This is a genomic window from Rothia sp. HSID18067 (genome assembly GCF_003989445.1).
Taxonomy (GTDB): Bacteria; Actinomycetota; Actinomycetes; order Actinomycetales; family Micrococcaceae; genus Rothia; species Rothia aeria.
In genome coordinates this window covers 1,035,299-1,059,196 of sequence record NZ_RBMF01000001.1, presented here as the reverse complement: position 1 = coordinate 1,059,196, position 23,898 = coordinate 1,035,299, and the positions used below count along the sequence as shown (strand labels likewise).

At 55.8% G+C, this 23,898-nt stretch carries 16 protein-coding genes and 1 tRNA gene; 11 read left to right on the top strand and 6 right to left on the bottom strand.

The window, feature by feature from the left end:
• Positions 1-28 precede the first annotated feature (28 nt).
• From D8M23_RS04650 to D8M23_RS04640, 3 genes are all read left to right on the top strand, one after another.
• On the top strand, positions 29-1,210 hold the full coding sequence (locus tag D8M23_RS04650) for a hypothetical protein (RefSeq protein WP_126853857.1): 1,182 nt from the start codon (positions 29-31) through the stop codon (positions 1,208-1,210).
• Positions 1,211-1,957: 747 nt separating this feature from the next.
• Positions 1,958-2,257 carry a hypothetical protein gene (locus tag D8M23_RS04645; protein ID WP_126853856.1) on the top strand — a complete coding sequence of 100 codons (300 nt, stop codon included), beginning with the start codon at positions 1,958-1,960 and terminating at the stop codon, positions 2,255-2,257.
• A gap of 125 nt (positions 2,258-2,382) precedes the next feature.
• Positions 2,383-2,706: a DUF5713 family protein gene (locus tag D8M23_RS04640; protein ID WP_006888915.1), complete on the top strand. Its 324-nt coding sequence runs from the start codon at positions 2,383-2,385 to the stop codon at positions 2,704-2,706.
• 194 nt (positions 2,707-2,900) lie between these two features.
• Here the strand turns inward: D8M23_RS04640 and hrpA are convergent, their stop codons facing one another.
• Positions 2,901-7,340 carry an ATP-dependent RNA helicase HrpA gene (gene hrpA / locus D8M23_RS04635; RefSeq protein WP_126853855.1) on the bottom strand — a complete coding sequence of 1,480 codons (4,440 nt, stop codon included), beginning with the start codon at positions 7,338-7,340 and terminating at the stop codon, positions 2,901-2,903.
• 253 nt (positions 7,341-7,593) lie between these two features.
• On the opposite strand from hrpA, the gene D8M23_RS04630 reads away from it, so the two are divergent.
• On the top strand, positions 7,594-8,457 hold the full coding sequence (locus D8M23_RS04630) for an N-acyl homoserine lactonase family protein (protein ID WP_126853854.1): 864 nt from the start codon (positions 7,594-7,596) through the stop codon (positions 8,455-8,457).
• 42 nt (positions 8,458-8,499) lie between these two features.
• The gene (locus D8M23_RS04625; protein WP_006888840.1) at positions 8,500-9,150 is read left to right on the top strand and encodes a GNAT family N-acetyltransferase; all 651 of its coding nucleotides are present in this window, start codon (positions 8,500-8,502) and stop codon (positions 9,148-9,150) included.
• A 38-nt stretch (positions 9,151-9,188) separates the two neighbouring features.
• Here the strand turns inward: D8M23_RS04625 and D8M23_RS04620 are convergent, their stop codons facing one another.
• Positions 9,189-9,674 (bottom strand): NADP-dependent oxidoreductase, encoded by a 486-nt coding sequence (locus tag D8M23_RS04620; RefSeq protein WP_238693759.1) that lies wholly within the window; start codon positions 9,672-9,674, stop codon positions 9,189-9,191.
• On the opposite strand from D8M23_RS04620, the gene D8M23_RS12105 reads away from it, so the two are divergent.
• Entirely contained in the window at positions 9,639-9,857 is a 219-nt protein-coding gene (locus D8M23_RS12105) for a hypothetical protein (protein WP_165575990.1), read from the top strand. The two genes, D8M23_RS04620 and D8M23_RS12105, sit on opposite strands and share 36 nt — an antisense overlap.
• A 120-nt stretch (positions 9,858-9,977) precedes the next feature.
• The gene (locus D8M23_RS04615; protein ID WP_023134609.1) at positions 9,978-10,409 is read left to right on the top strand and encodes a helix-turn-helix domain-containing protein; all 432 of its coding nucleotides are present in this window, start codon (positions 9,978-9,980) and stop codon (positions 10,407-10,409) included.
• 47 nt (positions 10,410-10,456) lie between these two features.
• On the opposite strand, the gene D8M23_RS04610 is transcribed toward D8M23_RS04615, so the two are convergent.
• Together D8M23_RS04610 and D8M23_RS04605 are read right to left on the bottom strand one after the other, a co-directional pair.
• The gene (locus D8M23_RS04610; protein WP_126853853.1) at positions 10,457-11,431 is read right to left on the bottom strand and encodes an alpha/beta hydrolase; all 975 of its coding nucleotides are present in this window, start codon (positions 11,429-11,431) and stop codon (positions 10,457-10,459) included.
• A gap of 79 nt (positions 11,432-11,510) precedes the next feature.
• A complete protein-coding gene (locus tag D8M23_RS04605) occupies positions 11,511-12,488 on the bottom strand; it encodes an NADP-dependent oxidoreductase (protein WP_238693758.1) in 978 nt (325 codons plus the stop codon).
• Between the two features lie 300 nt (positions 12,489-12,788).
• Between D8M23_RS04605 and D8M23_RS04600 the strand changes: the two genes are divergently transcribed.
• The 3 genes from D8M23_RS04600 to D8M23_RS04590 are packed head-to-tail and all read left to right on the top strand — an operon-like array spanning position 12,789 to position 20,886.
• A complete protein-coding gene (locus D8M23_RS04600) occupies positions 12,789-15,467 on the top strand; it encodes a DUF6493 family protein (protein ID WP_126853852.1) in 2,679 nt (892 codons plus the stop codon).
• On the top strand, positions 15,468-18,125 hold the full coding sequence (locus D8M23_RS04595; RefSeq protein ID WP_126853851.1) for a DUF6493 family protein: 2,658 nt from the start codon (positions 15,468-15,470) through the stop codon (positions 18,123-18,125). It abuts the gene before it with no gap.
• Between the two features lie 49 nt (positions 18,126-18,174).
• On the top strand, positions 18,175-20,886 hold the full coding sequence (locus D8M23_RS04590; RefSeq protein ID WP_126853850.1) for a DUF6493 family protein: 2,712 nt from the start codon (positions 18,175-18,177) through the stop codon (positions 20,884-20,886).
• Positions 20,887-21,169: 283 nt separating this feature from the next.
• Here D8M23_RS04590 and D8M23_RS04585 read toward each other — a convergent pair whose 3' ends face one another.
• Together D8M23_RS04585 and D8M23_RS04580 are read right to left on the bottom strand one after the other, a co-directional pair.
• Positions 21,170-21,688, bottom strand: a complete 519-nt coding sequence (locus D8M23_RS04585) for an HXXEE domain-containing protein (protein ID WP_126853849.1) — start codon at positions 21,686-21,688, stop codon at positions 21,170-21,172.
• Positions 21,689-21,921: 233 nt separating this feature from the next.
• A tRNA-Arg gene (locus tag D8M23_RS04580) sits at positions 21,922-21,994 on the bottom strand.
• A 213-nt stretch (positions 21,995-22,207) separates the two neighbouring features.
• Here D8M23_RS04580 and argS point away from each other — a divergent pair.
• On the top strand, positions 22,208-23,872 hold the full coding sequence (gene argS / locus D8M23_RS04575) for an arginine--tRNA ligase (RefSeq protein ID WP_126853848.1): 1,665 nt from the start codon (positions 22,208-22,210) through the stop codon (positions 23,870-23,872).
• Positions 23,873-23,898: the final 26 nt, after the last annotated feature.

The window sequence follows — 23,898 nt, the reverse complement described above, 5'->3', positions numbered from 1 at the left end:
AGAATCTAAGAAGAAAATTAGGAGAGAAATGTTTGGGTGTAAGAAACGCAAGAAAGATTATACAGAACTCACAACGAACCTTCAGAATATTAGTGGAGATTTAGTTCGATTAAATCACACGGTTCAAAATGATTCTCAAGTGAATTGCAAAGAAACGAAAAAAGAAAGTAAAAACTTATTGGAAAATATAGATAAAATATTAAAAATAATATCTGTATATTTGGCCATATGGGGCGCTTTAAATATATTTCTATGGGCATCATATATATCCTCCTGGAACTTAGCAGACACCGCTTTTATAATCCAGCAGGAAGGGATAAGCGGTGGTGTATCTAGAATGTTTGCATTGATAGTTTCATATGCTATTATGATTTTGATATCTTTTGCTTCTCTTATTGTTTTTATTGGGTTTCCAATTATTTTCGGGAAATGGGTTTATGAAAAACTTAAAAGTCGAATAGATAGAAGATATTATTTTGTGCTTTGTATTTTTTGTGTTATCGCGTCAATCTTCTTACTCGCTGCAATATATTTGACAGTTGTATTTATATATAAGAATATACTTTATATGGATGATAGTCCTGTAGATGGGTATTTTGATTACTGGGTAAATGGGGAAGATTTTGTCAGACCATTTATTATAGTTTCTATCGCAGCTTTCTGCATTGCGATGATAAAATTCTTTTTTTGGGATAGGCATAAGCTGGGGGGTAAAAAGGAGGTTGGCCTTTATGGAAGAAGAGTGTTTTTGATATATTTAGCTATTGTTCTTGCTATATTCCCGATCTTTGTTTTCTCAGGTGTTTATTCTAAGGGGTATGGGACTGAGTGTATCTCTCTTGAGGTTGAAGATAGTGTGATAAAGGGCTCAGGGATGAATAATGCAGAAGGTAAAGAGGGTAAATTGAAACCCTCATGGGCTATTCAATCAGGTGGTAAAGATATTGCTGATATACTAGATAAAAATAAAGGAAATAATACCTATGTGTTAGCTAGTTATGTCTACTCTGAAGATAAAGATTATTTGAATATTATGGTTTTCTCTATTCGGGAATTATATAAAGATACTGAAGGAAAAACCCGAGCAAAGAGTGACTTATTGATTAGTGAGAACGGTGAGGGGAAAAGTGGAGTTCTTGTATCTATCAAAAAATCTTCTATTGCAGGTAGGTATCCAAGCAATCCATTATGTTTTAAAGGCGATTCTTGAAGTGTGAGCTTAAAGTTTCCATTTTTGAGAGTAAAGTTTTGATTTTTGTTATATTTAATCTATTAAGTTTGTAGCTGGTGAACTGTTTCCCACTTCTTTGTGGGGTGGTTGATTGGTAAACCCTGCAGAATAAGGTGTTGTTTATGCGCTAGAGTAGCTGAAGGTATCCTGATGAATGAATCTCTATCTTGTTGTTTATTCCCGTTATGATAATAGACTGTTAAGTATCTGGTTTTAAAACTATTCCTACCCCAATAACGAGGATAACCCTATGAAAACTTTTTCCTATAACGGTTCTGTCGAGCAATATATCGAAGTTTTCGACTATCTCGAAGAGCATTATTATTAGGAAGCCGTAATTATTTGTGTTAGGTGTGATCCTGCTGTGGCTCTCTCTTCAAGTATGAACCGTTCTGTGAGACTATACGTCTGATGGTTTCCCAGGTGAATGCACGTTGTTTTATAGCATCTGTCGCCCGCATCGAATCATAAAAGAGCTTCAAACAGTAGTTCCATAAAGACCCAGCTTAGGGTATTGCTAATAATGCGGGCACATAGTTACAAACAGCCTCAACGTACCTCTCTCATCCCACCCATCAGGGACTCAGCCTCCCAGAGCAGAAGCTTCCTCTGCGCCTGTGTGCCGTATCCTTAATAGACACGTTCTGTGGCGCCGTCCAGCCGTTGGGTTGCCGCCTCGAACATGCCTAAATTATTCACCGAATATGTTGATAGGAAGGCGCTGTTATGGATACGAATATTGAGCACATCATCACAGTAGATGAGATTATCCACGGCATGGGCGCATTGCAGGCCCTCAAGCGTAAGCTCCAGGACGGGGAACGCGACCCCGAGAAGCTGGGGGAGGCGTGCGACCGTATCGTGGCCGCCACCCAGAAGGTTATTAGCGAGTCCGGGGAAGAAGGGGAGGCTATCGCCGAGCTGCTGCGTGACTCCGTTTCAGACACCGTCTACTTCTTCCTGGAAGAGCACAACCTTGACGACGATTTCGATATCCGCGCATTCGTCACAGACCGCAAATGGTAGGTGGCCCGCCCCCTCACAGAACCCTCGATGACCGAACCGGTTGCCCGCCGTCTTTGGCGCGTGGGATTATAAGCTCAGCCCCAGTAAACGCCGGGGCCACACCTCACAATTTTGAAGGAAAAACCATGCTGAAAAACGATGACTACGTCTACGACATGCGCGACGACGACTATTACCCGCCCCACCTGGTGCAGAAAGTCGCTGACGAGCTGCGGAAATTTGATGAGCTTCTGGACGCGGGCGAGCGTGACCCGCAGAAAATCCAGGCCCGCGCCGACGAAGTCACCAAGAATATTAACACCCTTGAAGATGAGTTCGATGAGGCAGACAGCGAGATTGAGACCGTTGCACGCGAGTCTATCGCTGAGACCTTCTACCTCATCCTCAAAGAGTACGGGCTTGAGGAAGATTTCGATATTGAAGAGCTCATCGCTGAGCGTGACTGGTAGATTAGACGCACTTTACAGATAGGGCCTCGTCGTCTCAGAGGAACTGTACAAGCTTACTGACGACTCTATTGTCATAGCTTCATGCCGATATCACTATGGCGCGTAGAAGGGTTGGGTGTTGCCGCAAGATTCAGAATCTTGCGGCAACACCCAACCCTTCGAGGAACGAAAACCTAGACAGAGCCGCCGACAACCTACCTTTTCACCTGCTCCAGCGCCTCACGCTGAGCCTTGGCGATGCGCTTCTCCGAGATCGTGTACGCCGTGCCGAGTTCCTGGGCGAAGAAGCTCACACGCAGCTCCTCAAGCATCCAGTTCACGCGGGCGAGCGCATCGGGAATAAGAGTCCCCTCGGGCAGCGACTTGACGGCGGAATCGTAGGAATCCTCCAAATCCTGCACCGTGAGCATGAGCTGATTATCTCGGTTCAGGTTCGGCCCCAGCTTCGTCAAACGTATCTGCGCGGCCTTCAGATAGCGCGGCAGGTGAACCAGCTGATCGTACCCGGTATTCGCCACGAATCCGGGGTACACCAGGTTATCGAGCTGCCCCTTCACATCTGAGACGGCGTGCATGGTGCTCAGCGAGGTCGCCTTCTTAATGGCTTTGCGCAGCGCCGCCGCCTCCGAGAGGATTTCGGCAACCAGCTTGGTGACCTCAAAGACGGTATCGATCAGCTCGGCGCGCACATGCTCGAACAGGCCACGGTATTCGGCACGCGTGAACACGGGCGTATGCGGCACCAGCTTATCGAGCGCGGCAACCGTGCAGTCCCGAATCAGCTCGTCAATCGAGCCGTGCGGGTTCTGCGTGAACACAATCTTCTCTTTATTTGACAGGTGATCGCTCACGTACCGCTCAGGTGAGGGCACCTGCAGCTGCAGAAGACGAATAATACCGCGCCGCTGCGAATGTACCTGCTCGGCCTCAGTGGGGAAAATACGGATGCCCACGCTCGTTTTTTCGTCCACCAGCGCCGGGTATCCGCTGACCGCCTGGGTCGCAATAACGCGCTGCACCTTGCGCGGAATCTCCTCGCCAGGAAAGTCGGTCAGGCCCGTGGTCTCACGGATAGAATCCTGGGAGTCCGCACCCTGAGCGGCGGCTTTCCCAGGTTTTGCGCCCGAGCCTGTGCTGTTTTTCTTCGCACCCTGCTGCGCCGAACCGGTTCGCGATGAGGCCCCCTGCGCGGAGTTCCCGCCCGCGAGCGCCGCCATTTTCGCCACCGTATCCTCCGAAGCACCCAGCGAATCTGCCAGGGCTGAGCGGATCTGCGCATGGAGTTTTTGCTGCAGTTCACGGATATCTTTGCTTTCGCCCAGAATCTTATTGCGGGCATCGCGCACCTGGAACGTGAACTTCAGATGATCCGGCACGGAGTCCCAGTCGAAGGCATCAGGCTCAACCACCACACCGCGCAGACGACGCAGCACCAGCGCGAACGAGGGCAAAAGCTCGTCGGTCGCGGGGGAGTAGTCAGCCTCCAGAGACTCCAACGCCATACGTGCAACATCCGGGGCGGGCACAAAATTACGGCGAATCGCCTTCGGCAGCGATTTAATGAGCGCCGTCAAAAGTTCATGGCGCATCCCCGGAATCTGCCAGCGGAACGGCTCGGGGGTCAGCTGGTTCAAGAACAGAATCGGTACCTGAACCGCCACGCCGTCGCGTTTTGCCGCATCCGTGCGGGCACCGCCCAACCCCGCCCCCGGGGCGTACTCGTACCGCAAATCCAGGGTGAGTTCCCCGCCGTCGGTACGCTGCACCCACTGGCGCGGGAACTGCGAATCGTCATAATCGGCGGCATCCTCATTAATAAGGTTTTCCGGGTTGAAATCGAGCAGGTTATCGTTTTCTAAACGTGCGTGCTTCCACCATTTATCGAAGGAACGAACGTCCGTCACATGCTCGGGGATGCGCGCATTATAGAACTCGAAAAGCACTGAGTCATCCACTCGCAGATCGCGGCGGCGCAGGCGGGCCTCAAGCTCCTCAACCTCAGCCAGGGCACGCAGGTTGCGCTTGTAGAACTTGTGCTGGGTGTGCCAGTCGCCCTCCACCAGGGCGGAACGAATAAAAATCTCACGTGCAGCGGCGGCATCTACCCGGGAATACTGCACAGTACGGTCGGCATAAATCGTCAGCCCGTACAGGGTACCTTTCGTATACGCCACGGCAGCACCCCGGCTTGCCGACCAGTGCGGCTCGGAATACTGCTTCTTCAGCAGGTGCGCGCCCACTTCTTCAACCCATTGCGGCTCAATCGCAGCGTTTGTGCGTGCCCACAGCCGGGAAGTCTCCACAAGCTCGGCAGAAAGCACCCAGTCAGGGTTCTGCTTGAAAAGCCCGGAACCTGGGAAGATAGCGAATTTTGTGCCGCGCGCCCCCAGATATTCGCGCGGGCCACGCGGGGCTTTGCCGTAGGTTTTCTCACGCTCCTCTTTAGCGCCCACATGCGAGAGCAGGCCCGAAAGCAGGCTCTTATGAATCTCAACCTCACGCCCCGAAGCGTCAATATCGCGCCCGTTCGACACGCGGATATTCGCGGTGCGCCCCATCTCACGCAGCTGGGCGAAAAGGTCCTGCCACTCACGAATACGCAAAAAGTTAATAAACTCGCGGTGGCACATCTTCCGCAGCTGCGAAGAGGAAAGCTCAGCCTGGCGCTCATTAATGTACTGCCACAGCAGCAGGAACGACGAAAAATCAGATTTATCGTCCGTGAAACGGGCATGCATCTCATCGGCGGTGCCATGCACCTCAGCCGGGCGTTCGCGCGGATCCTGAATCGTCAAAGCGGCGGCAAGCACCATCATCTCTTTAGCGCAGTCACGGCGCGAACCCTCAATAATCATGCGCGCCAAGCGCGGATCGACCGGGAACGCACTCATTGCACGCCCCGTAGCGGTCAGCGTCGAGGCAGCACGATGATGCTTCCCCCTCTTATCCGTGCGTGCCAGTTTTTCAGAAAGCGCCCCAAGCTCACGCAGCAGATTCACGCCGTCATTAATCGCGCGCGATGCGGGCGGCTGCACAAACGGGAAACGCGCAATATCGCCGGGCTCACGCACCACGCCGATCGCAATCATCTGCAAAATAACGGCTGCCAGGTTCGTGCGCAGAATCTCCGGGTCGGTAAACTCGCTACGCGACGCGAAATCCTCCTCAGAATACAGCCGAATCGCAATACCATCGCTCACACGGCCGCACCGCCCCGAACGCTGATTCGCGCTCGCCTGAGAAATCCGCTCAATCGGCAGACGCTGCACCTTCGTGCGCGCCGAATACCGCGAAATGCGGGCGGTACCGGTATCGATCACATACTTGATACCCGGCACCGTCAGCGAAGTTTCCGCAACGTTCGTCGCCAGCACGATGCGCGGCCGACTCCCCGGCGTAAACACACGATGCTGCTCCGCGAGAGACAGACGCGCATATAGCGGCAAAACCTCATAGTTCATACGTGGGGACTTGGCGACCAAAGACTCCAAAGCATCGTGAGCATCGCGAATTTCACGTTCGCCCGAGAAGAAAATCAGGATATCGCCAGGCGCTTCCTTCGACAGCTCCTCAACGGCGGCAAGGATTCCATCGGTTGGGTCACGGTCTTCGTCGCCTTCATCTTCATCAGCGTAGCCGTCCCCATCGAGCGGGCGGTAGCGAATCTCCACCGGGTAGGTGCGCCCCGAAACCTCAATAATCGGGGGAGCATCATCGGGAAGAATCTGCTCGGCAATCTCACGTTCCTCATCGCTGAGAGATTCGTCTACCACACCCTTACCGGGCACGAAACTCGGCGCGAAATGCCGCGCGAACCGTTCAGGATCAATGGTTGCGGAGGTAATAATGACCTTCAAATCGGGGCGCTTCGGCAGAATCCGCTTCAAATACCCCAGAATAAAATCAATATTTAGGCTGCGCTCATGTGCCTCGTCAATAATGAGCGTGGAATACTTGCGCAGCAGCTTATCGTGCTGAATTTCGGCGAGCAGAATACCGTCGGTCATGAGTTTAATGGCGCTGTTCTCGCCCACCTCAGAGGTGAAACGCACCTGGTAGCCCACGGTCTCACCAATTTTCTGTCCCAGCTCTTCGGCGATGCGCTCCGCCACCGAACGTGCGGCAAGGCGGCGCGGCTGGGTGTGCCCAATCATGCCTTTCTCGGCAAGACCGAGTTCCAGGCACATCTTGGGCAGCTGCGTAGTCTTACCCGAGCCGGTCTCGCCAGCAACAATGATGACCTGATGATCCCGAATAGCCGCCTTAATGTCTTCGCGGCGCTCGCTGACGGGCAGCTCTTCGGGATAGGTGATTACGGCGGGAATCAGCGGGTTATAGGGGCGCTGTTCGGCCCGGTCCCGGTGGTTCTTGTGATGCGCGCGTTTTTGCGGGTTTTTGGAGCGTGAAGCGTTATTTTTACGCGAGGAATTCTTGTGGGCATTACGCCGTTTTGAGCTTGGCTCTGTTGTGGAAGCATCGCCGGGTTTCTCATCGGATGTTTGTGATGCGCGCGCGGGCTTTTTGGCTGCGCGCACCGGCGCCGCATGAATAGCAGCCGCCATACTCGCCATACTGGGCGCGGTTCGAGCGGTCTTAGGAGTATCTGTGTGTTCGGTGGGTTTCTGCTCAGACATATCGTTACTAGTTTACTCTTCTACCACCAACCGTAAATCAGCGCACCTTCACAGCATCGTGCCCCTCTCGCCGCCCTTTAAGAACGGAGCTTGGGCGCATCAATGAGTCTTAGGTGCCCTGCCGATTGTGAAGAAGCAGAAAACTGCAACTGTTTTCAACCGACTTTGGTATGTTTCGCCCATCGGAATACCCGCCGCCGAACAGGCCAAAAACGCCCCGTATGGGTAGGGGTTACGCGTAGCATATGGGGCTATGACTGAGGTTCAACTAACTATTCTGCATACCGGTACCGTGCTCGTCGATCAAGCGCTGCCGTACCACCGCGACACTGACCCGCCACTGGCATGGACCCACCTGCTGCGGCCTCAAAGCGCCCTGGTGGACATTCCGGTCAGTTGCTACTTGATTGAAAACCAGCACGGGCTGACGCTCATTGATACCGGCTGGCACACCGATAACCGCACCCGCTGGGGCCAGATGAAGAATCTGCGTCACCAGTACCCCGTGAATAAAGCAAACCTGCCTGCTGGCCAAGCTATTCATGAACAGCTTGAAGAGCGCGGAATCCGCCCACACGACCTTGACCTTGTGCTCATGAGCCACCTGTACTGCGACCACGCGGATGGGCTTCGTCTGGTCAAAGAAGCCCCGCGCATCCTGGTGTCTGAGGCTGAGTTCCGAGCCGCTCAGAAAGACCGTATACGATACCTGCCGCACCAGTGGAAGGGCGTTAACCTGCAAACCTATACATGGAATTCTCGCGTAGGGGAGAGGCAGGCGTACGACCCGTACGGTGACGGTTCGGTGGTGATGGTGTCCGCGCCGGGGCACAGCCCCGGGCTGACGGCTACACTCGTGCGCGGTACCGACACCGTACCTAATGCGGAACCGGGCGTTATTGGCGATGACTTACGCAAATATATTCTGCTGACTTCGAATGTGGGATTTGGCCGTCCCTCTTTTGAGGAGCGTCTGCGTCCTGGGGTTGTGGCCGATGCCAAGGCGGCGTTTAGTTCCCTCGACTGGGCGTGTGCCGCCGGTGCCGATCCGCGATGTATCGCTATGTACGCTAACCACGACCCGGAAGTTGAGGCGGGAACCCGAAGTCTTGTGTAATCTTGGAGCAGATACTAATAACCTCAAACGCGGAGGAAGGTCATGAAAATAAAACTGCGGGCTTGGCGGGAAGATGATGCCGCAAGACTCTATGACATATACCGTGCAACGCCCGATCTTGTACATCAGATGCCAGCTCTCGGTGGTGTAGAAGATGCGCGAACTCTCATCTGCGAAGAGCTTCTTCCGTCTTCTGAACACATAGCATGGTGTCTGGAAGCTGATAACCAAGCTGCCGGGTGCGTAGGTTTCAGATGTATGGGGCGCCAGCCTTCTGGAACCTGGGATAGAGCTTGGGTTTATTACTGGATGTCGGCAGAAACCCGTGGGCTCGGTATAACACGTCGATGCGTGCGTGCGGCGTGCGACTGGGCACAGAATATAGACGCGTCGGATGATAGCGCTGTATCACCTGGAAAACCCGCAGAACAAGCCAAGATCAGCTACGATTTCTCAGCTCTTACATCCGCGAGGTCCCCACGTGTTCGCCGTTTAGAGCTTGGGTACCGTACCAATAACCCGGCATCAGCGGCAGTGGCGCGCCATACGGGGTTCGTGGTTGAAGGCGTAGAACGTGAAAAGTTCTGCTACAACGGCGTGCTCTATGATGCCGCCATAGCCGCGCGTCTTCACAGAGACGTGGACCATATGCTGGCAGCCACCTCATCGTCTGGAGCATCAGCAGCCCTATAAAGATTCAGGATCTTCTTCTTCCAGAGAACACGTGGAATCTAAGGAATAAGCACCACTTTGCCGCGCACATGACGGGAACCCACAAGTTCATGAGCCTTTGCCGCTTGCTCTAGCGGGAAAGTCTGATCCACGTGAACCTTCACGATCCCCAGCGACATGAGTCGAGCAATCTCACCCAGCTGATAACGGTCGGGATGCACCGTCAGCCACTCTGCCGTAAACCCGCGCTCGCGTGCAGTCTCTAAAGGATCGGGGCTTGTGAGGGTCACGATTCGACCGCCCGGAACCAGCACATCCAAAGAATCTATGAAGGTTTGTGCACCCGTAGAATTCAGTACCACATCAAGGGTAGAACCTAGAACCTGCCGGAAATCCTGGGTTGTATAGTCGATAAATTCTGCGCCCAAAGACTGTATAAAATCACGGTTTTTCTCAGAAGCCGTGGCGTAAACTGTAGCGCCAGCGTTGAGGGCAAGCTGAATCGCGAGATGACCAACACCGCCGGCGCCCGCATGGATCAGCACGCGCTCGCCTGCAGCAAGGCACGCCACCTCAAAAAGCGCCTGCGTCCTGGGGTTGTGACCGATGCCAAGGCGGCGTTTAGTTCCCTCGACTGGGCGTGTGCCGCCGGTGCCGACCCGCGATGCATCGCCATGTACGCCAACCACGACCCGGAGGTTGACCCCGGTACTCGGGTGCTGAGGTAATAGTGGGCGCAGCATCTGCATAATAAATAGTGAAGGTATCATCCCATATTTCGAAAATTTCGAATATATGATAAGGTGGAGGCACAGAAATATCGTAAATTGGCGAGAGAGTGTGATCGTATGAGCACCAGAGGGCAGGGGCGATATTACGAAGAGGAGCCCGACCCGGCTGGCCAGCACAGCACACCCAGCGAACTATTCGACATGCTTTTAAACGCCCAGCGTAAGCGGGACGCTGAGCACCACACAGAAGAAGCCGATACCCTCTACATTGCAAATAGCAAAGGGGAAAAAATACCCCTGAGCCCTGATATGTACGCGCCGCTGGAAACCATTCTGCGGGCACAGCTGGAACACAAAGCAGTCACGCTTGTGCAGCAGGATAGAATGATGACCACCCAAGAAGCCGCCGATTATCTGGGAATGTCACGCCCCACGCTTGTTCGGCTTCTTGAAGACGGGAAAATCCCCTTCGAAAAACTGAAAAAACACCGCCGTGTAGCGTTTGCCGACGTAGAAACATACCGGGCGCACCGGATGAATAAAAAGTAGGGCATAACCCGGCTCGTACCTTAATTATTTCACCCGGTTAAGGCGGCTTACGCTGACTCCGTGGGACTATCGGTACTGTCTGTGGGCATATGCTGTTGCAGAAACCCCAAAAACTGTGCGGTAATCCCTGGGCTGAAACAGCTCGGGTCCGCATGCTCCGCGCCGGGAACTAACACCAGATCGGTGGGTATTCTGTGCGCCTTTAAAGCGTTAAAGACGCGCACCGACTGCTGATACGGCACACACGAATCGGCTATGCCATGCGCCAAAAACAGGGGCACACGCGGGCACTGCTGGCCCGCAGTCCGCACCATATCAAGAGGATGCGCCCGCGCCCAGTTCACCCGGGCTGGAGCATCCGCCGCAGTATCAGCCGGAACCGGATACACACTACCCAGCAGGCGCCACTCAGCGCCATCATCATCACGATGCGCCAGTCGGCACCCCGCCAACGGCCTATCGCTAAAAATCGTGCGCACATCACTGACCCCGTAGAACGACCCGGCGCACACCACCGACGCTGAAACATCAGGGTAGGCGCTAGAGCCAAAACCCAGATAATACTCGGCCAGCTCAGCATCCAAAGAACCTGATGCGGCGCTATCGGCGGCGAACGCGCAGAGCATCGCCAAATGCCCGCCCGCACTGCCCCCAGCGATAGCGATACGCCCAGCATCCACCCCAAACTGGGCCGCATTCGCCCGGAAAAACCGAACCGCCTCAGCCACATCATGCAACGGGGCAGGGAACAAACCCTGATGCGAATACCGGTAATTCACCGAAGCAACCGCCCACCCCGCCCGCTGAAACAGCGCCCTCATGGCACCCTGGGCGCGAGAAATATCGCGTAAACCATGGTTATCACCAAACCGCCAGGCGCCGCCGTGCACCCACACCAAAAGGGCAGAGCGAGCATCGGAAGCCGCGGGTGAGACAGCGGGAAAGAAATCGTAGGCAAACGCTTGCCGCTGCTCAAAAGGGAACGAATCCGGGCGGTAAAAACCAGTCACATAATCAGGCATACCACCATTAAACGGCCTCCGCGCCTTAACCACCCAACCGTTCACCCACACCGAAGCGTACAAGCACTAGCCGCAGCGCCTACGGAACGAGCACCACCTTACCGCGCGCGTGGCGCTGCTCAATATACTCGTGGGCCGCCGCAGCCTCAGCCAGCGGAAACACCCGGTCAAGGTGAACCCGCAGCGTGCCCTCCTGCAGATAATGCGCGATCTTAGTAAGCTGCCCGGCATCAGGGTGCACCGTCAGCCACTGTGCCGTGAAACCGCGCTCCCGCGCCGCCTCCAAAGGGTCGGGGCTGGTAAGCGTCACAATACGCCCCGCCGGTGCGAAAATACGGTCGGCGGGGGCCAGCACATCCAACGAGTCCAGGAACGTCTGCGCGCCGGTTGAATTCAGCACCGCATCAATATGCTCACCATCGTCGGCAAGAGCCTCACGAAAATCTTCCGAGGTGTAGTCAATACACACCGCACCCAGGGACTCCACAAATTCACGGTTCCGCGCAGATGCGGTGGCGTACACCTGAGCCCCGGCAGCTGCCGCCAGCTGAATCGCCATATGGCCCACCCCGCCAGCGCCAGCATGAATGAGGATGCGCTCGCCCGCAGCAAGGCGCGCCACCTCAAAAAGCGCCTGGTATGCGGTGAGAGCGGCAAGGGGAGCGGCCCCCAACTGCTCCATTGGAACATTATCTGGGGCATGAGCCAGCTGGTAGGCGGGAACCAGGGCGTACTGTGCGTAGGCGTTCCCCAGAACCGGGAAATTCACCATCCCGAACGCTCGATCACCCACTGCGAACCCGGTGTAGTCACCCGCAACGGCGGTTACCACCCCGGCAATATCCCAGCCCAGAACTACCGGTTTGCTGGTATCTGCCAGCTGCGCTGCGGGGCCCAGCCCTTTACGGGTGGTGGTATCAATCGGGTTCACACCCGCCGCCTGAACCCGTACCACCACATGCCCGCGCACCGGCTCGGGGACGGGAATCTCCGCAAGGTGCAGCACCTCAGGCCCACCCCACTCCACGAGCTGCACCTGCTGCATGGTATCTGTCACGGTTACCTCCCTGAAATGTTCTGTTACTGAACCTATTACCCAATTCTCTCAGCGTCACAGCGGCAAGAGCCAGCAGAACCATGAGAAAAATAGACAAGAGCCGTGCCGCCGTCGCGTATTAAACACCCAGATACAGGCAGCAATAATACGCCGACTAGGGGCTTTAGAGCGGGCTGCGATCAGTGGCAGCTAGACCCGGCGCATCCGCAGCTAAAAGGCCGTACTATTGGTGTACAACAACCAACCACCAGGGAGCGAGAATTGCCTGAAAGACCATCTGAAACGGCGAATGCAACAGCTATGAGCGTTAAGGAACGCACCGCCGCGATCCGCATGATTCTCACCGGCTCAGATACCGAGAACTGGCATATGCTAGAGACCTACTTGACTGAGACAACGGAAAAAGACCGAACCGCTATCGCCCGCAGTCTTGGTGGGATGTACGGGCTGTATGAGGCCGAAGGCCCCACCCTGCGGATGCTCTACCTGTGGGCGGCGCTGGCTTCCAACCCTGAGTATCTTGCCGGGGGCGGCTGGGCAGATACCCTGGACTACTGGGGGAAACAACGCAGAAAAACCGCCTACCCCGTATACACACCCGCCGTCATGCGCGCTGATGAGCAAGCCCTCAACCGTGCGGTACACGCCTACACTGCGGGTCTTATATCGCGAGGGGACATCGCGAAACGATTAGAGACAATCTGCGCGTCTGTGTGGAACAGACGCGAATGGGTGTGGCGGGTATGCCGCACGCTCGCCGGGCACCTCACCCCGGACCAGTACCCGCTGCCTTATTTGCGGATGGTGCGTAACTATATATCTGGTGACGGGCTGAACCTGCAGCCGCAGCCCATGGCGGAGCGTATAGTGCGTATACTCACGGACGATGAGGCGCTGCGTGAGAAAGAATTCTGGGCGTTTTTTACCGTCGAAGGGATGGGCGATGAACAGTCCCTAGAGCATCGCAACGATACGGCACTCATCTGGGATGCTGCGCGTGCGAAAGAAGCCCGAGAGAAGATTAAAAACGCCTACCTGTGTGCGTTGAGTGAGCTGTGTGAGCGTATCCCCGGGTTCCGTGACCGCCTGCTGGAGGCCACTCTCACGGGAACACTCAGCGACTTCTCGACCCGCAACGTTGCGTGGTACGTAAATATTCACCGTTACCTAAAGCCCACCAGCACTGAGATTTCGGTGCGAGAACCACGCTACACGGCGCTTCTTACTGTGCCCTCCGGGGCGGCTGTTGCCCTGGGGCAGAACGCCTATAAAACCCTCATGAAAACCGGGGAGCTGGGGGAGGTAAACGGGCTGATAGAAGCAAGCCGAACAGTACTTGCCCGCACCGATAAGAAAAGCGTTAAAGCGCAGCTGAGCCTGCTCCGCTCACTTAATAATTATGCAAAGAAAAACGGGCTTTCTGAGGTTCCCCAGAAAGTATCTGCACTAGTGAACGAGTTTCTGCCATCGTTTCCGGTAGATACGGCTGAGCCCGCTAAAAGACTCATCATAGCCGCCGATAATAGCCCCGCAGATAACGGAACAGAGGCTCCTGGCACAGAGAATGCCCCAGCTGAAGCCCCTATTGTTCCCGAACCACGTGCCGTACCGCTACCGGATAACTATGCGCCCGAAGCCCCTGTTACTGACGCTGCCGAACTCAACAAACTAATGATTGAACACCTGCTTAATGCCGGCAACGGGGCAGATCTGCCGCGTATTCTCGACGCGATCATCACCTTAGGCATTGACGCAATAAGCGCACCAACTCTGACCCGCATTAAACGCATAGCCCGGCAACAATGTAAGAACCAAGATAACTCCCACCATGCAGGAACCGGGCAGACAACAGGCCAGTGGGAGCTTGCCCCGTACGGAACGCTCCTAGCGTGCGCGCTCGCTACAGTGACCGTGAACGCTAGCGAACCTGAGCACGCTAGCTGGGATGTTCTGATAGCTGCCATGACTTCAGGGCGGGGAAAGACACTAACCGCCGCATCTCACCTGCCGGATCGTGCAGCAAGCACCCTGCTCATCCGCGAACTAGACCGGTTCACCCGTCAGGTCGCTGGCGGGCAGGCAACAGTACCGTTCATGCGGCCAGTTCCCCAGCAGCAGCGCCAATGGACGCGTAAACGGTATAAATTATCGTCGCTGGCACGTGCCTGGGAAGGGCACGGGTGGAAAGCCCCGCTGTGGTTTGCCCCGGCCATTAAAGCCGGAAAAAATATTAGCCCCGTGGAGTCCGCTCTTCTGGGCGGCCCGTTCACCCGCACCAACGGCAATTTCGGGGTGGCCGACTACATTGATTTTAAGGGCGAGCAGCGGGTGTATGAGTGGATGGTGTGGGCCCTGCGTCATAACCTAGACACCCTCGCGGCGCACGCACATATGAGCCTTATCGCTGGGATGAACTACCCGCACCGCCCTGAGATTCGGCTTTTTCTGAATACTTTTGAACGCACCGAGTGCATACCGGGTGAGCCTGTATATTCGGCCTTGGGGTACGCCTGCCGGGCTAAAAACGATGCTGACCGTGCTGCTGCCGCGGAGGCGATTGCTGGGCTGTGCGCCTCGAACCTGCTTGACCCGCACGTGTTTGCCGAACAGCTCAAACTGCTCATGGCTGATGGGGCGATGATTGTGGGGCGCCTTGCCAAAACTCTCGACGATGCGGCGCAGCTGAACGAGCTGGCCGGGTATCGGGTGCTTCAAACTCTGCACGCTATGCTGCAGGAATCCACCGACGTGGTAAATGAGTACCCGCTGGTTGCTCTTCTGGCCCAGTTGTGCGTGCAGTACGGTGTGAGCGTGCCAATACCCAACCGTCTGATCCCGGCACCGAAAGCCCGCGGCACGGTGGCAACAGCGCTGCGTACCATTCTGGCTCTTGAACCGCACCCTACCGAACTATTGGTGAAGGCGGCGCAGCAAGCAGAGGCAGCGAACAGGCTGCAATACGATGATGAGGACAAATAAATGACCGGCCCCGTGCATCTGCCGCCGCATACCTCACAAGTGAAAAGCCTGGCCGAGATGATTCGTGCAATCCTTACTGCACCAAAGACCGGGAACTGGCGGGGACTAGACGAGATCCTGGCGGGGACGGGCGAGAAAGAACGCTCCGCTGTGCTGCGCACCCTAGGTGGGTTTACCGCAGTGTATGAGAGGGAAGGGCCAACCCCGCGTATGTTCTATCTGCGGGCGGCTTTGGCGGGGCGTAAGAAAGTGGGTGAAATATTCACGTGGCCCTCCGCCAACGACCCATGCACTTCATGGATTGCCCGGCACCCAGGCACTAATTACCCAGTGTACTCCGGGGAACAGCTATGCACAGATGCGTCAGTACGGGAAGCAGCAGCTGAAGCATTCGCTGCGGGTATTCTGCATCGTGGGGGTACTTGGGTTCAGCGAGTAATGGACGATATGCTCGGTGTGAGAAACCTATGGGCGCTGCACATCATGCGCCTGCTCATGCGGGACGTACCACCCGAACGGTACCACCCCAGCTATTTGCCAACAATCCGTGATTATCTGCGTCGCCCCTACTATCGGGAACCCAAAAAACGTGAGCCCCGCCCGGAACGTATCGCCCGCATCCTTACCTCAGATGAGCGGCTGTACCAGCGGGAATTCTGGGAATTTTTCTCCGTTGAAGGTATGGGAGATACGCGCCAGTTCGCAGAGATCGGTTCAGATGTTCGTGGTATGAACGCGCGAAAACGCGCCGAGGCGTGCAGTAGGGTCGAGCACGACTTCATGGCCGCATTCGATATTCTGTGCCATCAGGTGCCGGGTTTCCGTGACCGCCTCTTAGACGCCACACTAACAGGGATGCTCAGTGACTTCTCGGCGCGAAACATCACGTGGTACGTGAATATTCATCGGCACCTGAACCCCGATAGCCGTGAGCTTTCCCGGCGGGAAGGAAGTTATGCGGCGCTTTTAGCAGCACCGTCTGCGGTAACGGTGAGTGTGGGACAAAACGCCTATAAGAGCCTCATACAATCAGGGAGCCTAGAGAATATGAGCGGGCTCCTTACAGCGAGCGAAGCGGTACTGAGCCGAGCCGATAAAAAGAGCGTCACAACCCAGCTGAGCCTGCTCCACACCCTGAATAGCTATGCAAAAAAGTGCGGCTATGCAGAGGTGCCTGAGAAAGTCAGCGCACTAGTGGCAGAATTTCTGCCAACATTCCCCATAGACCTCGCTGAGAAGGCACAAAAACTTATAACACCGGAGGAGACACAGGGTACAGGCATCACGGGCGCTATAAAAACAGATGCTGATTCGCTGGAAATACCCGCCCCACGCACCACACCAATACTGCATTATTATGCACAAAAGGCGGCTGTCCCATGTGTAGCCGAGCTGAACGAGCTTATCGCTGAACACCTTATTGATGCTGGGGACGGGGCGGATCTGCCGCGCATCATTGACGGAATTATTACGCACGGTATAGGCGCGGTAGATGCGCAGAATCTTGACCGTATTCGGCAGCTGGCCCGCCAAGAATACGTGGGCAGCTACCGTGAGCGCAACAACCGTACAGACGAAGAGTCCGAAGCTCACCTGTGGGATAACATTCCGTACAGCTCCCTGATGGCGCTTGCCCTCGCCAAAATCGCGGGGCTGCCCAAGCCAGCGGGTACCGCATGGGATAGGCTCATAGCCCATATGGCAGTCGGCGGGGACACCGGGCTGTTCCTGCCCAACCGCGCCCTCAGCACCGTGCTCATCCACGAGCTCAACCGGTTCGTTGAATGCAGCATCGCAGGCGAAGAAGGCGCCCCGTTAATGGTTGCGGTACCCCCACAACAGCGGTTGTGGGAGCGCAGGCGCTACCGGATCCCCTCACTGAGGTACGGCAGGGATGAGAACCGTGAAGCTGCATGGTGGTTTGCCCCTGTACCGCAGGCCTACCGCAAAGACCCAGTCGTGAATGCGCTCCTGGCGGGTACCGCAGATCGTAGAGACGGTAACTTCGGGATCCACGACGCTATGGTTTTTAATGGCCGCCAGCGGGTGCGCGAATGGGCGGGGTGGATGCTTCAGCACAATATTGATACCTACGCGGCCCACGCCCACATGGAGCTGGCCCATGGTATGCAGCCGGTCTTGTTTCTACGTTCTCTTGAACACACCGGGCGGGTGCTGCAGGAGCCCGTTTATTCTGCATTAGCGCACGCCTGCGGGGCGGCGCAGGCCGAAGGAAGAGCCGCCGCTGCTGAGGCACTTGCCGGGCTGTGTGCTTCGAACCTGCTTGACCCGCAGCTTCTCGCGAAAGAGCTGATACTCCTTTTTGATGAGAAGGCGATTATTGCATCTCGTATCGCGAAAACCCTTGACGATGCGGCGCAGCTGAGCGCCCTAGCCGGGTACCGGGTGCTTCAGACCCTGACTACGGTAGTAACTGGGGAAACCACGATTCCTAGAGGGCATCAGCTGACCGTTCTGCTGGCTCAATTGTGTACGCAGTACGGTGTGAGCGTGCCAATACCTGATCGTCTGATTCCCGCGCCGAAAGCCCGCGGCACGGCTGCAGCGGCGCTGCGTACTATTCTGACTCTTGAACCGCACCCCACCGAACTATTGGCGGAGGCGGTGCAGCAGGCAGAGGCAGCGAACAAGCTATAACTAGCACCAGCCCAGCCCCAAGTACCACTGAATAAATATGAGGAAGATTATGGCCGGTAATACCACCGCAGAACCGGGTCTTGTCACCCCACCTAGCCAGAACCGCTTCGAGGCATTACGCGCTGCTCTAGCCCATAAAAACACCGAAGACTGGCACACGCTCGATAGCATCCTAGCTGACGCAGACGAAAAAGAACGCACCACCATCATGCGCGCCCTAGGCGGGTTTGCTGCGGTGTACGAGGCTGAAGGACCAACCCTGCGCATAGTTTATCTGCGTGCAGCCGTTGCACGCCGCGACCACGTGACATACCCGAAAGGGCTATTCGCGCACTCTACCGGGCAGGAAGACGCAGACAACCGTTGGGTGAAACACCACCCAGACCCCGGGTACCCGCTCTACCCCCAGGAGAGCTTTCACACCGACGCAGCGGCACGGCAGAAAGCGGGTGAAGCGTTTGCGGCGGGGATTATGAGCCGCGGCGGAACCTGGGGTAATAAAGTTTTTGAGGACATCCACTGGTGCCACGATTTGTGGAGCCTGCACATTATGCGCCGCCTCATGCGGGATGTGCCACCCGAGCAGTACCACCCGGAGTATCTGCGTGAAATCAGGTACTACCTGTGCCGCCCCTACCAGGATGAGCCGTTCACCCATGAATCACACGCGGAACGTATAGTGCGTATCCTCACGGAGGATGAGGGGCTGCGTGAGAAGGAATTCTGGGCATTCTTTACCGCCGAAGGGATGGGGGACACGCAGGCAATACTCACCTCTTCCACCGGCACCCGCGCCGGCGATGCGCAAGAAAACCAGCTGCTCGAAAGCCAGCTCATGGCTGCCTTCAATAGTCTCTGCGCGAGGCTGCCGGGGTTCCGTGACCGCCTCTTAGACGCCACACTGACGGGGATGCTCAGTGATTTCTCGGCGCGTCATATTGCCTGGTACCTGAATATTCAGAAGCATCTTGCCCCCACCGTGGGCGAGATACTTGCCCGTAAAGATAACTACCTGAGCTTGCTCGCCACCGAACCTGGCCCAGCTGTCGCCTGGGGCCAAGCCGCCTACAAAACCCTCCTAGCCGAGGGTGCACTCGATAACCCGTATGAGCTGATAAGCGCCAGCGGGGCCGTGCTGAGCCGCGCCGATAAGAAAAGCGTCAAAGCCCAGCTGAGTTTGCTCCGCACCCTGAATAACTATGCCAATAAGCACGATTACTTAGAGGTGCCTCAGAAAGTGTCTGAGCTGGTGCGGGGGTCTCTTCCGTCGTACCCAGCGGATATTGCTCAGAGTGCCCAAAAACTCATACTTGAGAAGCCTTCGGGGGAGGTGCCGCATCATACGCAGAGCAGCTGCAAGGCGGTACCACGGGGCGCTGAAATCCCCCATATTCCTGCCCCATGCACCGCACCGTTACCGGATAACTATGCGCCCAGTGAGCCTATTACCACCCCGGTGGACCTTAACCGGCTTCTTACGGAGCACCTCAGCGAAGCATCCGGGGAAACACACGGCATGGGCGCAGGTGAAGAGCTGGCGCGTATCCTTGACGGAATCATTACCCTGGGAACTGAGGCGGTTGATAAGCAGAACCGGGAGCTCATGCGCCGCACAATACGTGAGATTCAGAGTATCCACACCCCGGAGGCGAACTGGAGTGTTAGCTCGTGGGGGTTTCTCTGCCGGTACAACGTGATTCTTGTGCTCGCGCTCGCCGAGCTGGTTGAGGTTAAAGATAATGACGGTGCCCTTTGGCAGGAGCTTATTGCTACTATTACTGGCGGCACCATGGCAATTACCCGACATGCCCGTCTTGAAAACCGGCGGGTGAGCCTGCTGCTGATCTTTGAGATGATGCGTTTTATTGACGAAATGCGCTCAGGCTCCGCGGCTGCCCCGTTCATGCGCCCCATACCCGCACAGTCCCGTCCCTGGACGCGGATACACTACCCGCAGTCGCATTTGGGCATGTTGTGGGACTCAACGCGGGATGAACAGGAGCTGCCCATCTGGGAAGCCCCCATGATGACCGAAGAGCAGGGGGTAGGAGCCATGCAGTCGGCGGCCCTTGGCGGCCCGTGCACCCGCATTGACGGCAGCTGCGATATACACGAGAGGGAAGAATGGACGCACACCCAGCACGTGCCTGAATGGTTCGCCTGGCTTATGCAGCATAACCCGGATACCTATGCCGCTCACTCTCACATTCGCTTAATGCGCGCCCTGACCCAGAACCGGGTGCCAGAGGTTCAGCGAACTATGCGGCTGCTTGAAGCTAGCCGCCAAGTGCCAACGGCTCCGGTGTACTCCGCGTTGGCTCTTGCCTGCAGCGCGAAGAGTGTCGAAAACCGGGCGGCTGCGGCGGAGGCGATTGCGGGCTTATGCGCCTCGAACCTTTTTGACCCCGCCGGGTTTGCGCACCAGGTGCGGCTGCTGCTGGCGGAGAAGCTGCTGACGGCCGGGCGCCTTGCTAAAACCCTTGAGGATGCGGCGCATATGAGTGCCCTGAGCGGCTACCGGGTGCTGTACGTTTTGGCTGAGCTGCTGAATGAGACAAAGCCCGCCCACCAGCTCCTTGATCTGCTGGGGAAGCTCTGCATGCATTACGGGGTGGCGGTGCCGGTTCCTGAGCATCTTACCCCCGCACCGAAAGCACGTGGTGTTGCAGCATCCGCCCTGCGTACTATTGCTGTCGTTGAGCCGCATGCTACGGATGCCCTCATAGCTGCCGCTGACGAGGTTGCTGCGGCAGAAGCATAGAAAACACAGAATAGGGTAAGCGCCACGAAACGGCACTAGCTGTGCTTCGTGGCGGTACAGCCACCTATTCCAAAGGGCCGCGCATATACGTAGTGGTATTTTCCACCGGAAGCTGCGGGGCGAGGCGCTCTAAAAGTTCTTCGTTAACAAAGCGGAGGAAAACCTTTTGCGATTCTTCGTGGGTCCCAAGGCTGCGCAGCAGCCCGGTGAAAGCTGACTCTACAGGGGAGGGAACCTAATAGCGGGGGAACGCTTGCGCAACCAGAAAGAGCGGTTAAGCGTATTACGCAATTTTTTGGATTAACGTTTCAATCTTTCCTGAGAGACGGTAAAGCATCTGTAGGTTAATAAGAACCAGAGCGCTCAAGGCCACGGTCAAAATAACTAATGTGAGGTAATCGATATGCTGGGTAGCAAAGATAGCGTATAAGGTAATAGCGTTAAACGGCATGGTAAATACTGCGGTCCTGCTGCCCGGCGCCCACCCCGGGAAGACTATTGCCTCACGAATATGGATGACGAGATGCAATGTGTAGGCGATAAACATAGCTGCCACCACCTCAGCAGAATCAAGGATGATCCCGGTACAAAGGATGAGGCAGGCAACAACGAATTCTTCAGCGATCATGGCCGCAATAGCCGCGGTTGAAGGGTAGTGATCTTGCCCTGCCACGAAAAGCTCGTCGTGATACCGGTTATTGTCGGCATATTTATCAATATAGCGGCGCACAAAAATAATCTCTTCAAATTCGTGCACCATAAACAGCACAAGGGTGATTAAAGCAAAACCGCTAATAGTCATTGCAGCCTCCCGAGTTTCCCGTGTAATTTCATGCTACAACCATGGCGCATGTGGGGGACGAGAGGCAGCAGGGGCACTGTTCTGTGCATCACGCCGTGGTTTTAGGGTGTTGGCTTCTTTGCTGCTCTGATGGTGTGGGCATTATTGCGGGGGTACTTGGGCGATGGGAAAGGGCGGTTAACCCTTAAACAAGGGCGGTCTGTCTAAATTACTGTTTAGACAGACCGTTTTTGTGCCCTTGAAAGGATTCGAACCTTCGACTTCTTGCTCCGGAGGCAAGCGCTCTATCCACTGAGCTACAAGGGCTAACATATGAAATTTTAGACGCCCCAGCAAAGCCGCAGACGATAAAAACCTTCGATTTCTCAGACTCACTAACGTTCGTCTGCTTCGGCACGAAATATAATTCCTTGCGCGCTCGGAATTTCGTGCCGCAGCGGAGAATCAAGTGCTCTATCCGCATCGGTTACAAGGGTGAACCTCATCTATCCTAGCAGAGTATTGCTAAACTATTAACTTATGACTCCAGAAGAACTCTCAGACGCTATCACTCACGTTCTTAAAGACACCATTGCCGCCGGTCAGCTGACCCTCGTTGATGGTGCCGACCTGCCACAGGTTCGTGTGGAGCGCCCCAAATCGCGTGAGCACGGCGACTGGGCGACTAATATTGCGCTGCAGCTCGCCAAGAAAGTTGGCAAGAACCCTCGCGAAGTAGCAACCGTTCTTGCCGATAAAATTGCCTCAATTCCGGGGGTGTCAACGGTAGATATTGCTGGCCCCGGCTTCCTCAATATCACCCTGGACGCGGCAGCGGCAGGCACACTAGCCGCAACTATTGTAGAAGCAGGCGAATCCTACGGTACGAGCGATAAGTTCGCGGGGAAAACCATTAACCTCGAGTTCGTTTCGGCTAACCCCACCGGCCCCATCCACTTGGGCAGCACCCGCTGGGCGGCCGTGGGTGACGCGTTGGCGCGTATGCTCAACGCCGAAGGGGCGAACGTGGTGCGCGAATACTACTTCAACGACCACGGAACCCAAATTGACCGGTTCGTCAACTCACTATTGGCCGCCGCCAAGGGAGAGCCTACCCCTGAAGACGGCTACGCGGGCGACTATATTACCGATATTAAAGATCAGATTCTCGCCCAACGTCCAGATGCGCTTGATGCCGAGAATCCCGCAGAGATTTTCCGTGAAATCGGAACCGAGCTCATGTTCGCGCAGATTAAAGAGTCCCTGCACCGTTTCGGCACCGACTTTGATGTCTTCTTCCACGAAAACTCGGTATTTGAGTCTGGTGAGGCCGACCGCATCATTGAGCAGATGAAACAGGACGGTCAGCTTTTTGAAGCTGAAGGCGCCTGGTGGATGCGCACCACCGACTACGGCGACGACAAAGACCGTGTGGTCATTAAATCTGACGGCAACCACGCCTATGTGGCTGGCGATATCGCATACTATAAAAACAAAATGACCCGCTCCGAGAACCCCGCCGACGTGGCTATTTATATGCTTGGCGCAGACCATAGCGGATATGTGGGGCGGCTGAAAGCTATCGCCCAGATCCTTGGGTACCAGCCCGAGCAGATTGAGGTCATGATTGGGCAGCTGGTGAACCTCGTTAAAGACGGTAAACCCGTGCGCATGTCAAAACGTGCCGGTAATGTCGTCACCCTCGAAGACCTGGTAGAGGCTGTGGGGGTGGATGCGGCACGCTATGAGCTCACCCGCTACTCAGTGGACAGCACTATCGACATTGACCTGGATCTGCTGGTGCAGAAAAGTAACGATAACCCGGTCTACTATGTGCAGTACGCGCACGCCCGCGCATGCGCCGTTGCACGTAACGCCGCCGACGCCGGGGTGGATACCGCAGCCGGGGTGGATACCGCGCTGCTGGATTCCCCTGCGGACACGGAACTGCTTGCAGCACTGGGGCAGTACCCGGCGGCCGTGCGCACCGCAGCGGAATTCTACGAACCGCACCGCGTGAGCCGTTATCTGGAAAATCTTGCGGCGGCCTACCACAGCTGGTACGGCCTCTCGCGCGTGGCTCCGAAGGGCGATGAGCCAGTGACTGATCTGCACCGTACCCGTTTGCTTCTCAATAATGCAACACGTCAGGTACTCGCCAACGGATTGGGTCTGCTGGGGGTCACCGCCCCCGAGCGTATGTAACGCTAACCGGCCCGAAGCCGTGTACC